This is a genomic window from Citrobacter sp. CK191, from assembly GCF_030333435.1.
In the GTDB taxonomy this organism is placed as follows: domain Bacteria; phylum Pseudomonadota; class Gammaproteobacteria; order Enterobacterales; family Enterobacteriaceae; genus Citrobacter_B; species Citrobacter_B koseri.
This window is the reverse complement of record NZ_JAOWFX010000034.1, coordinates 1,335-14,732: the sequence shown is the minus strand read 5'-3', so window position 1 is coordinate 14,732 and position 13,398 is coordinate 1,335. Positions and strand designations below refer to the sequence as shown.

The 13,398-nt window shown below is 54.9% G+C and carries 7 protein-coding genes and 2 rRNA genes (1 of these 9 cut by a window edge); 2 read left to right on the top strand and 7 right to left on the bottom strand.

Annotation, left to right across the window (positions count from 1 at the left end; genetic code table 11):
• Positions 1-75: 75 nt before the first annotated feature.
• Positions 76-3,759 (bottom strand): methionine synthase, encoded by a 3,684-nt coding sequence (gene metH / locus OGV82_RS19820; protein ID WP_024130842.1) that lies wholly within the window; start codon positions 3,757-3,759, stop codon positions 76-78.
• Between the two features lie 197 nt (positions 3,760-3,956).
• On the opposite strand from metH, the gene iclR reads away from it, so the two are divergent.
• Positions 3,957-4,781, top strand: coding sequence for a glyoxylate bypass operon transcriptional repressor IclR (gene iclR, locus OGV82_RS19815; protein ID WP_058668403.1), 825 nt, complete (start codon positions 3,957-3,959; stop codon positions 4,779-4,781).
• 83 nt (positions 4,782-4,864) lie between these two features.
• Here iclR and aceK read toward each other — a convergent pair whose 3' ends face one another.
• The 4 genes from aceK to metA all read right to left on the bottom strand — a co-directional run bounded on the left by aceK (position 4,865) and on the right by metA (position 10,825).
• The gene (aceK, locus tag OGV82_RS19810) at positions 4,865-6,592 is read right to left on the bottom strand and encodes a bifunctional isocitrate dehydrogenase kinase/phosphatase (RefSeq protein WP_101744393.1); all 1,728 of its coding nucleotides are present in this window, start codon (positions 6,590-6,592) and stop codon (positions 4,865-4,867) included.
• Between the two features lie 97 nt (positions 6,593-6,689).
• On the bottom strand, positions 6,690-7,994 hold the full coding sequence (gene aceA / locus OGV82_RS19805) for an isocitrate lyase (protein WP_024130843.1): 1,305 nt from the start codon (positions 7,992-7,994) through the stop codon (positions 6,690-6,692).
• Positions 7,995-8,025: 31 nt separating this feature from the next.
• Positions 8,026-9,627, bottom strand: a complete 1,602-nt coding sequence (aceB, locus tag OGV82_RS19800; protein ID WP_101744394.1) for a malate synthase A — start codon at positions 9,625-9,627, stop codon at positions 8,026-8,028.
• A gap of 268 nt (positions 9,628-9,895) precedes the next feature.
• Complete coding sequence (gene metA / locus OGV82_RS19795; protein WP_012134677.1) at positions 9,896-10,825, bottom strand: homoserine O-acetyltransferase MetA; 930 nt, start codon at positions 10,823-10,825, stop codon at positions 9,896-9,898.
• Between the two features lie 156 nt (positions 10,826-10,981).
• On the opposite strand from metA, the gene OGV82_RS19790 reads away from it, so the two are divergent.
• Positions 10,982-11,419 (top strand): acetyltransferase, encoded by a 438-nt coding sequence (locus OGV82_RS19790; RefSeq protein ID WP_101744395.1) that lies wholly within the window; start codon positions 10,982-10,984, stop codon positions 11,417-11,419.
• 90 nt (positions 11,420-11,509) lie between these two features.
• Here the strand turns inward: OGV82_RS19790 and rrf are convergent.
• Together rrf and OGV82_RS19780 are read right to left on the bottom strand one after the other, a co-directional pair.
• Positions 11,510-11,625 (bottom strand): 5S ribosomal RNA (gene rrf, locus OGV82_RS19785).
• Between the two features lie 95 nt (positions 11,626-11,720).
• A 23S ribosomal RNA gene (locus OGV82_RS19780) occupies positions 11,721-13,398 on the bottom strand; it runs 1,218 nt beyond the window's last position.

Below are 13,398 nucleotides of genomic sequence, written 5' to 3'. Positions count from 1 at the left end.
GTTTCAAAACAATAAAGAGACAGGGCGCCCGATGAGCACCCTGTTTGTTGTAAGGAAAAATGACAGTTTTATGAACTAGTCGGCATCATAGCCCAGGTTGGAGGCCAACCAGCGCTCTACCTCTGCGACCGTCATCCCTTTACGCTGCGCATAATCCTCCACCTGATCGCGCTGTATTTGCGCGACGGTGTAGTACTTGCTGTCAGGATGGCTGAAGTACCAACCGGAAACGGAAGCGCCCGGCCACATGGCGTAGGATTCGGTCAGCTTCATGCCGGTGTGTTTTTCCACGTCCAGCAGTTGCCAGATGGTGCCCTTCTCAGTGTGCTCCGGGCAGGCCGGATAGCCTGGCGCCGGACGAATCCCCTGATAGTTTTCGCGGATCAGCTCCTCGTTGCTGAGGTTCTCATTCGCCGCATAGCCCCAGTAAACTTTACGCACCCGCTCATGCAGGTATTCCGCAAAGGCTTCCGCCAGACGGTCGGCGATCGCTTTGACCATAATCTTGTTGTAATCATCATGCTGCGCCTCGAATGCCTCTGCCAGCGCATCCTCTTCCAGACCGCCCGTGACGGCGAAGGCGCCGATGTAATCCTCTTTGCCGCTCTGTTTCGGCGCAACAAAGTCAGACAGGCAATAATTGGCGAAACCCACCTTCTCCGTTTGCTGACGCAGATGATGGCTGACCGCCAGCACATGGGTACGCGTCTCATCGCGATAAATTTCGATATCATCACCCACACGGTTTGCCGGGAACAGCCCCACCACGCCACGCGGGTTGAGCGTCTTCTCCGCACTCAGTTTATCCAGCATGTCGTTGGCGTCTTTAAACAGGCGTTTCGCCTCTTCGCCCACCACCTCGTCTTCGAGAATGCGCGGATATTTCCCGGCCAGCGACCAGGTCATAAAGAACGGCGTCCAGTCGATGTAGTTGCGCAGCGTTTCGATACTGGCCTCAACGTCCTGCACGCCCAGACGATGAGCGACAGGCGGTGTATAGCTTTCCCAGTCAAATGCCAGGTCATTATCACGCGCGGCGGCCAGCGTCACCGGCGGCGTGCGCGGTTTCTTACGCGCATGCTGGATGCGCACGGTTTCATACTCTTTACGGGTACGGGCGACAAACTCATCGTGCTGGGTTTCAGACAGCAACGCCGCCACGACGCCCACGGTACGCGAGGCGTTCTGGACATAGACCGTCGGGCCGCTGTAGTTCTGCTCAATCTTCACCGCCGTGTGCGCTTTGGACGTGGTCGCGCCGCCAATCAGCAGCGGGATGGTGAAGCCCTGACGTTCCATCTCCTTCGCCACGTTGACCATTTCATCCAGCGACGGGGTAATCAGGCCGGAGAGACCAATCAAATCCGCATTCACTTCTTTCGCGGTTTTGAGGATTTTTTCTGCCGGCACCATGACGCCAAGATCGATGATTTCATAGTTGTTGCACTGTAAAACAACGCCAACAATGTTTTTGCCAATGTCATGCACATCGCCCTTCACGGTGGCGATAACCATTTTACCGTTGCTGGAGCCCTGCTCTTTGCTGGCTTCAATAAACGGTTCCAGATACGCCACCGCCTGCTTCATGACGCGGGCCGATTTCACCACCTGCGGCAGGAACATTTTGCCTTCGCCGAACAGATCGCCCACCACGTTCATACCGTCCATCAGCGGCCCTTCGATAACCTCGATCGGACGCGTCGCCTGCTGACGGGCTTCTTCGGTATCCTGTTCGATAAACTCGGTAATGCCTTTTACCAGCGAATACTCAAGGCGTTTTTTCACTTCCCAACTGCGCCATTCCGCCTGTTGCGCATTGGCTGAATCATCGGCTTTGCTACCACGGTATTTTTCCGCCAGCGCCAGCAGACGCTCGGTGCTATCGTCGCGGCGATTGAGGATCACATCTTCCACCGCGTCGCGCAGTTCGGCGGGCAGGTCGTCATAAATCGCCAGTTGCCCGGCGTTGACGATCCCCATGTCCATGCCGTTACGGATGGCGTAGTAGAGGAACACCGCATGAATCGCTTCGCGCACCGGATCGTTGCCGCGAAACGAGAAGGAGACGTTAGAGACGCCGCCGGAGATCAGCGCGTGCGGCAGTTCGCGTTTGATATCTTCACAGGCGCCGATAAAGTCCTGCGCGTAGTTGTTGTGTTCGTCGATACCGGTCGCTACGGCAAAAATGTTCGGGTCAAAGATAATGTCTTCCGGCGGGAAGCCCACCTCTTTGGTGAGAATGTTGTACGCCCGGCGGCAAATCTCGATCTTACGCGCGCGGGTATCGGCCTGCCCTTGTTCATCAAAGGCCATCACCACTACCGCCGCGCCATAGCGACGCAGCAGCTTCGCATGGTGGATAAAGGTTTCCACGCCCTCTTTCATCGAAATGGAGTTAACGATGCCTTTACCCTGAATGCATTTCAGCCCTTTTTCGATGACCTCCCATTTTGAGGAGTCGATCATGATCGGTACGCGGGCGATATCCGGCTCACCGGCAATCAGGTTGAGGAAGCGCACCATCGCGACTTCGGCGTCGAGCATCCCCTCATCCATGTTGATATCGATAATCTGCGCGCCGCTCTCCACCTGCTGGCGGGCGACATCCAGCGCTTCGCTGTATTTCTCTTCTTTGATCAACCGCTTAAATTTAGCGGAACCGGTGACGTTGGTACGCTCACCCACGTTTACAAACAGGCTGTCATCGCCAATATTCAACGGCTCAAGGCCAGAGAGACGACAGGCAACCGGAATATCGGGCAGTTTACGCGGCGCTAAACCATCAACCGCGCGGCTCATCGCGGCAATGTGTTCCGGCGTCGTCCCACAGCAGCCGCCGACAATGTTGAGAAAGCCCGACTCCGCCCACTCGCGGATCTGCTTCGCCATCGTATCAGCATCAAGATCGTATTCGCCGAAAGCGTTAGGCAGACCGGCATTCGGGTGCGCGGTGACATAGCATTCGGCAATGCGCGCCAGTTCCTGCACATACTGGCGCAGTTCATCCGGCCCCAGCGCGCAGTTAAGACCAAAGGTGAGCGCTTCGGCGTGGCGCAGCGAGTTATAAAACGCTTCGGTAGTCTGGCCGGAGAGCGTGCGCCCGGACGCATCGGTGATCGTGCCGGAGATCATAATCGGCAGCTCGACGCCCAGCGCTTCAAATTCTTCTTTCACCGCAAAAACGGCGGCTTTCGCATTCAGCGTGTCAAAGACGGTTTCAATCAGAATCAGGTCTGACCCGCCTTCCACCAGCGCTTTAGTGGATTCGCGATAGGCCGCGACCAGCTGATCGAAGGAGATATTACGAAACGCCGGGTCGTTCACGTCCGGCGAGATGGATGCGGTGCGGTTGGTTGGGCCAAGCACGCCCGCAACGTAGCGCGGTTTTTCCGGCGTGCGCGCCGTCCATTCATCGGCGCAGGCGCGGGCCAGTTTCGCGGCGGTAAAGTTGATTTCCGCCGACAGGGATTCCATCTGGTAATCCGCCATCGCAATCGTCGTGGAGTTAAACGTGTTGGTTTCGATGATATCCGCACCCGCCTCAAAGTAAGCGTGATGAATCGCGGTAATCACCTCCGGCTTGCTGAGTACCAACAGGTCGTTGTTGCCTTTCAAATCGCAGGGCCAGTCAGCAAAACGCTCGCCGCGAAAATCCTCTTCACTCAGGCGATAGCTCTGGATCATTGTCCCCATGCCACCATCCAGAACCAGAATACGTTCATCTAACTGCGCACGCAGTTGTTCAACTTTGCTGCTCACGACTTGCTCCCGACAACACTCAACCTGGACCGAAAAAAGGCCAACAAACCATACTGGCATAAACACGACAGGCGGAAAAGAGAACAACAGGCAACATGAGACATGTTCAGCTTCACTCCTCCGATCAGTGCAGGAATTCTTGCATTATATTTTAATAAAACGAAAATGATTTCCACGATACAGAAAAGGAGTCCGCCATGGTTGCCCCTGTCCCCGCGAAACGCGGTAGAAAACCCGCCGCTGCCACTGCGCCCGCAACCGGGCAGGTTCAGTCGCTGACCCGTGGCCTGAAGCTGCTGGAGTGGATTGCCGAATCCAACGGCAGCGTCGCGCTGACCGAACTGGCGCAGCAGGCGGGCCTGCCGAACTCCACGACTCACCGTTTGTTGACCACCATGCAGCAGCAGGGCTTTGTGCGGCAGGTGGGAGATCTGGGCCACTGGGCCGTGGGCGCTCATGCGTTTATCGTCGGCAGCAGTTTTTTGCAGAGCCGTAACCTGCTGGCGATTGTCCACCCTATCCTGCGCAAACTGATGGAAGACTCCGGTGAGACGGTCAATCTGGCGGTGCTGGATCAGAGCGATCACCAGGCGATTATTATCGACCAGGTACAGTGCACACAGCTGATGCGCATGTCTGCGCCCATCGGCGGCAAACTGCCAATGCACGCTTCCGGCGCCGGGAAAGCGTTTCTGGCGCAACTCAGCGAAGAGCAGGTGACCGGCCTGCTGCACCGTAAAGGGCTGCATGCCTATACCCACGCCACGCTGGTGTCGCCGGTACATCTGAAAGACGACCTCGCCCAGACGCGCAAGCGCGGTTATTCCTTTGATGATGAAGAGCACGCGCTTGGCCTGCGTTGCGTTGCGTCGTGCATTTACGACGAGCACCGCGAGCCGTTTGCCGCGATCTCAATTTCCGGGCCGATTTCCCGCATCACTGACGATCGCGTCACCGAGTTTGGCGCGATGGTGATTAAAGCGGCGAAAGAAGTCACGCTGGCATACGGCGGGTTTAGATAAGCAAGGCTTGCCGGATGGCGGCGCAAGCGCCTTATCCAGCCTACAGTCACGTGTAGGCCCGGTAAGCGTAGCGCCACCGGGCGTCAAGCCGCAAATCTGAAGCAAAACCGCTGTTTGCGCCGATAGGCGTAAACATCTTCCACGTGCCCTTCGCGGATACGCGTCTGTAACGCCCGCCAGTAGTCGGCGCGGAACAGGTCGGCGTGCATCTCCTCAAATAACGGCCCAATTCTTGGGTCAGCGCACAGCCAGTGGCGAAACTCTTCCGGGAAAACATCCCCTGGCGAAACGCTGTACCAGGGCTCGCTGGCCAGCTCATCTTCCGGGTAGCGCGCTTGCGGAATATCGCGGAAATTCACTTCCGTCATGTAGCAAATTTCATCGTAATCGTAGAACACCACGCGCCCGTGGCGGGTGACGCCAAAGTTTTTAAACAGCATGTCGCCGGGGAAAATGTTGGCGGCGGCAAGCTGGCGAATCGCATTGCCGTACTCTTCAATCGCGTCACGCAGTTGCTGGCCCTCCACCTGCTCCAGCCAGATATTCAGCGGCACCATACGACGCTCAATGTAGAGATGGCGAATCACTATCTGATCGCCAAGGTCAATGATTTTCTCCGGCGCCTCCTGGCGCAACAGCGTCATCAGCGCTGGCGCGATTCGCCGCTTCTCCAGCACAAAGTTCTCGAACTCCTGCGTATCGGCCATCCGCCCGACGCGATCGTGTTCTTTAACGAGTTGATAGCAGGCGCGCACATGGGCGGCCGACATCTCTTTTTGTGGGGCAAACCTATCCTTGATGATCTTAAACACCCGGTCAAAGCCCGGCAGCGTAAACACCAGCATCACCATGCCACGAATACCGGGCGCTTCAATAAACTGCTCATCGCTGTTCGCCAGATACAGTAAATACTCGCGATAGCTCTCGGTTTTCGCATGCTTCTGACAGCCAATCGCCATGTACAGCTCGGCGGTGGTTTTACCTGGCAGGATCTCACGCAGCCACTCAACCAGCGCGGCGGGCAACGGCGCGTACACCATGAAGTAGGAACGGGCAAAACCAAACACGATACTGGCCTCAGCCGTGGTGGTCAGGCAGGTATCGACAAACAGTTCGCCTTCATCGGTGTGATGAATCGGCAGCAAAAATGGCAACGTGCCGGCTGGGGTCAGCAACTTCCCCACCAGCCAGGCGGCTTTATTGCGATAAAACAGCTCATTCGCCACCTGCAAATAGCTACGGTGCAAAGCCTCCGCTCCGAACGCTTCCGTCAGGTGAGCAATGATGTAATGAATATCACGGCTTTTGTTTTGCCAGGGCAAACGCAGCGGTAGATCGCTGAGAATACGCGTCAACAGCGGTTCCCAGCCGTGATCGGGGAAGAAATCTTTCGCCAGCGGGCGCGGGATCGTGCGAAACCGGCGTTCAGGCTGGGAGCTAAAGATAAAAAGCCGCTCGGGAGTGAGCGAGCGGTGGTCAAATAACCGACAGTAGACGGAGTTAAAAAAGCTCTCCGCAATCTCGAAGCGCGGGTAATCCGGCAACAGCCGGGTGTAATGCTCTTTGACACGCAGTAAAAAGGCCGCATCGGTGCTTTTGCCGTCAGTAATGCAGCGCAACTGTTCCACCACCAGACCAACGTGATGATCGTAGAGGTGGATACGGCTTTTCATCGCCTGCTGCACAGCATGCCAGTCGGCCTGTTCAAAGCGCTGCTGCGCGCCGGAAGTCACTTCCAGAAATCGACCATACTGCGCGTCAAAGCCTTGCAGGATGGTTTGAGCAATCAGTAATTCCAGGCCACGCGACATGGTTTGTCCTCATCGGTTGCCGGATGGCGGAGCAAGCACCTTATCCGGCCTACGGTTCGGGGTAGGCCGGATCAGCGTAAGCGCCATCCGGCATGAATCAGAACTGCGATTCTTCAGTAGAACCCGTTAATGCCGTCACTGAGGAGGTGCCACCCTGAATAATGGTGGTCACTTTGTCGAAGTAGCCTGTCCCCACTTCCTGCTGATGGGACACGAAGGTGTAACCGTCTTTGGCCGCTGCAAATTCTGGCTGCTGAACCTTCTCAACATAGTGGCGCATGCCTTCACCCTGCGCATAGGAATGTGCCAGGTCGAACATGTTGAACCACATGCTATGGATGCCCGCCAGGGTGATGAACTGATACTTGTAGCCCATGTCCGACAGCTGCTGCTGGAAGCTGGCGATGGTTTTATCGTCCAGGTTCTTCTGCCAGTTAAACGACGGCGAACAGTTGTAGGCCAGCAGTTTACCCGGGTATTTCGCGTGGATGGCATCGGCAAAGCGCTTCGCCAGTTCAAGGTCCGGCGTAGAGGTTTCGCACCACACCAGGTCTGCGTAAGGCGCATACGCCAGCCCACGGCTGATCGCCTGTTCAATACCGGCACGCGTGCGGAAGAAGCCTTCGCTGGTGCGTTCGCCGGTAATAAATTCACTGTCGTACGCGTCGCAGTCGGAGGTTATCAGATCTGCCGCATCCGCGTCGGTACGGGCAATCAGCAACGTCGGTACGCCCATCACGTCAGCCGCCAGACGCGCAGCCACCAGTTTCTGAATGGCTTCCTGCGTCGGCACCAGAACTTTGCCGCCCATATGACCGCACTTCTTCACCGACGCAAGCTGATCTTCGAAGTGAACAGCCGCTGCACCGGCTTCGATCATCGATTTCATCAGTTCAAACGCGTTCAGTACGCCGCCAAAACCGGCCTCCGCATCGGCAACGATCGGCAGGAAGTAATCGACAAAGCGCGGATCGCCAGGCTCAATGCCGGACGCCCACTGGATCTGATCCGCACGACGGAAAGTGTTGTTGATCCGATCCACGACCGCCGGAACAGAGTTTGCCGGGTACAGCGACTGATCCGGGTACATGCTGGAGGCCAGGTTAGCGTCCGCCGCCACCTGCCAGCCGGACAGATAGACCGCCTCAATGCCCGCTTTCGCCTGTTGCAGCGCCTGGCCGCCGGTCAGTGCGCCGAGGCTGTTGATGTAGCCTTTTTTCGCGTCGCCATGCAGCAGACGCCACATTTTGGCCGCGCCAAGCTGCGCCAGCGTACATTCCGGGTTGACCGAGCCGCGTAATTTCACCACTTCCTCCGCGCTATACGGGCGACGGATGCCTTCCCAGCGCGGTTGCGTCCATTCTTTCTGTAACTCTTCGATTTGTTGGGTACGGGTTTTCATGTGCAGATGCTCCATATTGTTATGTGGTGAGTTAAGCCAGCAGGCGGTAGCCTGGCAGGGTCAAGAAATCGATCAGTTCATCAGAGGTAGTGATCTGCTCCATCAGGCGCGCGGCTTCATCAAAGCGCCCGCTGCTGAAGCGGTGTTCGCCCAGCTCGTCCTGGATCACCAGCATCTCTTCGGCCAGCATCTGGCGGAATAGCGCTTTCGTGACGGGTTTGCCGTTGCTCAGGGTTTTCTCGTGATGAATCCATTGCCAGATAGAGGTACGGGAGATTTCAGCCGTTGCCGCATCTTCCATCAGGCCATAAATCGGTACGCAGCCATTGCCGGAGATCCATGCTTCGATGTACTGCACCGCTACGCGAATATTGGCGCGCATCCCCTCTTCGGTACGATCGCCCTCACAGGGCGCCAGCAGCTGTTCGGCAGTAATGGGCGCATCTTCATCGCGGGTAACAAACAGCTGGTTCTGGTTTTCGCCCAGCGCCTCGTTAAAGACCGTCATCGCGGTGTCCGCCAGCCCCGGGTGCGCGATCCAGGTGCCGTCATGACCGTTATTGGCTTCCAGCGCTTTGTCCGCTTTCACTTTGTTGAGCACTTGATTGTTGCGCTCGGCGTCTTTGCTCGGGATAAACGCCGCCATGCCGCCCATCGCAAATGCGCCGCGCTTGTGGCAGGTTTTGATCAACAGCCGTGAATAGGCGCTGAGGAACGGTTTATCCATCGTCACCACCTGACGGTCCGGCAGGACGCGATCCGGGTGATTTTTCAGTGTTTTGATATAGCTGAAAATGTAATCCCAGCGGCCGCAGTTAAGACCAACAATATGGTCACGCAGCGCGTGCAGGATCTCATCCATCTGGAAGACGGCAGGCAGCGTTTCAATCAGCAAGGTGGCTTTGATGGTGCCGCGCGGCAGATTAAAACGGTCTTCGGCATAGCTGAAGACTTCGCTCCACCAGGCTGCCTCCTGCCAGGCCTGAGTTTTCGGCAGGTAGAAATACGGGCCGCTGCCTTTTGCCAGCAACGCTTTATAGTTGTGGAAAAAGTAGAGAGCGAAATCAAACAGGCTGCCAGGAATGGCTTCACCACGCCAGGTCACATGTTTTTCCGGCAGGTGTAAACCGCGTACGCGACAAATCAGTAACGCCGGGTCTGGCTTGAGTTGATAGATTTTCCCGGCTTCGTTGGTGTAGCTGATGGTGCCGTTCACCGCATCACGCAGGTTGATCTGGCCATCAATCACTTTGCTCCACTCCGGCGCCAGTGAATCCTCAAAGTCGGCCATGAACACTTTCACGTTAGCATTCAGCGCGTTAATCACCATTTTACGTTCTACCGGGCCGGTGATTTCCACGCGACGATCCTGTAAATCGTCAGGAATGCCGCGAATTTTCCAATCACTTTCACGAATGGAAGCGGTTTCCGAAATAAAATCAGGCAACTTACCGTCATCAATATCCTGCTGTTGCTGAATACGAGCAGCGAGGAGTTTGTTACGCTTCGGCGTAAAACGCGTCACCAGTTCGGTCAGAAACTCTACCGCTTCAGCGGTCAGAATTTGCTTCTCCTGCTCACCATAAGGCCTAGTAAAGGTCAGTTCATCGGTTGTCGTTGCCTGTTGATTCATTATGCAGCTCCTCGTCATTGATCCGAATACATCCCCAATGCGAACGAAGGATCGTTGTGTGGTTTTCGTTCAGCACAACTAAGACTACTCAATTAAACTCCAAAATCAAAAACAATTTCCATTTTTAATTTAATTATCAATTAACTTATTGATAACAATAAAAATAAAGTTTAATTACAAGATGAGCAGCATTTCAGAAATAAAAAAGGCACCCGAAGGTGCCTGTTTCAACATGCTGAAACGCTTTAGGATCGTGCGCTACAGAAGATTAATCCAGCGTTGGATTCATGTGACGCAGATCATATGGCGTGATCTGGTAGACGTAATAGTTGAGCCAGTTGGTAAACAGCAAATTACCGTGGCTGCGCCAGGTCGCGCGAGGTTTGTTTTGCGGATCGTTTTTCGGGAAATAGTTGTACGGTACATTCGGACTTAAACCTGCTTCAACATCCCGGAAATATTCACTGGCCAGCGTATGGGCATCGTACTCCGGGTGACCGGTTACAAACGCGATACGTTTATCTTTGCTGGCGAACAGGTAGGCATCTCCATCTTCGGTTTCTGCGAGGATCTCAAGGTCGGTATAGTCCCGAATCAGCGCCGCCGGGAAGTCGGCATAGCGTGAGTGCGGAGCAAGGAATGAATCATCAAAACCACGAGTCAGTAAAGCATGAGGATGAAGGATGTGATGTTCGTAGACGCCGGAAAGTTTATCTGTGCGGGTTTGCTTCGGAATGCCATAGAGAATATTAAGCGCGGCCTGTACCGCCCAACAGACAAACAGCGTTGAGGTGACGTGATCTTTTGCCCACTCCAGCACCTGCTTAATCTGCGGCCAATACGCAACATCATTAAACTCCACCAGACCCAGAGGCGCGCCGGTGACAATCAGCCCATCGAAATTCTGATCGCAGATATCCTCGAAGTTACAGTAGAAGTTGTTCAGATGCTCTGCCGGTGTATTACGCGATTCACGAGCATCAATCCGCAAGAGTTGAACATCGACCTGAAGCGGTGAGTTTGACAGCAGGCGCAGGAACTGGTTTTCCGTTTCGATCTTCTTCGGCATCAGGTTGAGGATAAGCACCTTCAGCGGACGAATTTCCTGGCCAGAAGCGCGGGATGTCGTCATAACAAAGACGTTTTCCTCACGTAAGAAATTGACGGCGGGTAGCTCGTCCAGCACGCGAATTGGCATAACCTGATAACCTCACTACATACGTTTAAACGTTTAGACATCCAGATAGCTGAAGATACCCAGAAATTCTTCTAATGTCGAGCCTGCATGTTGAAGGTGAGAAAGTTTCACGGCGGTGTTTACGATAGAATATAAGCACAAAGAAAAGGAGATAATATGGTTATTAGCATTCGCCGATCGCGGCAAGATGAAGGGGAAAAACTGATTGCTATCTGGTGTCGTTCTGTCGATGCTACGCACCATTTTCTGTCTGCATCCTATCGGAGCGAGCTGGAAGAGCTGGTGCGTTCTTTTTTACCAGAAGCGCCGTTATGGGTGGCAGTGACAGAGCAGGATGAGCCCATCGCGTTTATGCTGCTGACCGGGCAGCACATGGATGCCCTGTTTGTCGATCCCGACGTTCGTGGCTGCGGCGTAGGGAAATTTCTGGTTGATCATGCGATTACGCTGGCTCCCGAGTTAACAACCAACGTTAACGAACAGAATGAACAAGCGGTTGGGTTCTACAAAAAGATGGGATTTAAAGTGACAGGACGTTCAGAGGTAGACGATCTTGGCAGACCGTATCCGTTATTGAATCTGGTTCATACGTAGGCCCGATAAGGCGCAGCCGTCATCCGGCTGCACCCGGACGCATGAACGCAAAAAGGCCATCCCTCAGGATGGCCTCTTCACTTAATTAATGCCTGGCAGTTCCCTACTCTCGCATGGGGAGACCCCACACTACCATCGGCGCTACGGCGTTTCACTTCTGAGTTCGGCATGGGGTCAGGTGGGACCACCGCGCTACGGCCGCCAGGCAAATTCTGTTCGTCTAATGCCTCTCGCATTAAACACTAATCTGTAATCAGGCTGAAAATCGTCTCTCAGTCCGCCAAAACATCTTCGGCGTTGTAAGGTTAAGCCTCACGGTTCATTAGTACCGGTTAGCTCAACGCATCGCTGCGCTTACACACCCGGCCTATCAACGTCGTCGTCTTCAACGTTCCTTCAGGACTCTCAAGGAGTCAGGGAGAACTCATCTCGGGGCAAGTTTCGTGCTTAGATGCTTTCAGCACTTATCTCTTCCGCATTTAGCTACCGGGCAGTGCCATTGGCATGACAACCCGAACACCAGTGATGCGTCCACTCCGGTCCTCTCGTACTAGGAGCAGCCCCCCTCAGTTCTCCAGCGCCCACGGCAGATAGGGACCGAACTGTCTCACGACGTTCTAAACCCAGCTCGCGTACCACTTTAAATGGCGAACAGCCATACCCTTGGGACCTACTTCAGCCCCAGGATGTGATGAGCCGACATCGAGGTGCCAAACACCGCCGTCGATATGAACTCTTGGGCGGTATCAGCCTGTTATCCCCGGAGTACCTTTTATCCGTTGAGCGATGGCCCTTCCATTCAGAACCACCGGATCACTATGACCTGCTTTCGCACCTGCTCGCGCCGTCACGCTCGCAGTCAAGCCAGCTTATGCCATTGCACTAACCTCCTGATGTCCGACCAGGATTAGCTGACCTTCGTGCTCCTCCGTTACTCTTTAGGAGGAGACCGCCCCAGTCAAACTACCCACCAGACACTGTCCGCAACCCGGATCACGGGCCCACGTTAGAACACCAGCCATTAAAGGGTGGTATTTCAAGGGCGGCTCCATGCAGACTGGCGTCCACACTTCAAAGCCTCCCACCTATCCTACACATCAAGGACCAGTGTTCAGTGTCAAGCTATAGTAAAGGTTCACGGGGTCTTTCCGTCTTGCCGCGGGTACACTGCATCTTCACAGCGAGTTCAATTTCACTGAGTCTCGGGTGGAGACAGCCTGGCCATCATTACGCCATTCGTGCAGGTCGGAACTTACCCGACAAGGAATTTCGCTACCTTAGGACCGTTATAGTTACGGCCGCCGTTTACCGGGGCTTCGATCAAGAGCTTCTCCGCGAGGATAACCCCATCAATTAACCTTCCGGCACCGGGCAGGCGTCACACCGTATACGTCCACTTTCGTGTTTGCACAGTGCTGTGTTTTTAATAAACAGTTGCAGCCAGCTGGTATCTTCGACTGATTTCAGCTCCATGAGTAAATCACTTCACCTACATATCAGCGTGCCTTCTCCCGAAGTTACGGCACCATTTTGCCTAGTTCCTTCACCCGAGTTCTCTCAAGCGCCTTGGTATTCTCTACCTGACCACCTGTGTCGGTTTGGGGTACGATTTCGTGTTACCTGATGCTTAGAGGCTTTTCCTGGAAGCAGGGCATTTGTCACTTCAGCACCGTAGTGCCTCGTCATCACGCCTCAGTGTTAAAGTGCACCGGATTTGCCTGGAGCACACACCTACACGCTTAAACCGGGACAACCGTCGCCCGGCCGACATAGCCTTCTCCGTCCCCCCTTCGCAGTAACACCAAGTACAGGAATATTAACCTGTTTCCCATCGACTACGCCTTTCGGCCTCGCCTTAGGGGTCGACTCACCCTGCCCCGATTAACGTTGGACAGGAACCCTTGGTCTTCCGGCGAGCGGGCTTTTCACCCGCTTTATCGTTACTTATGTCAGCATTCGCACTTCTGATACCTCCAGCA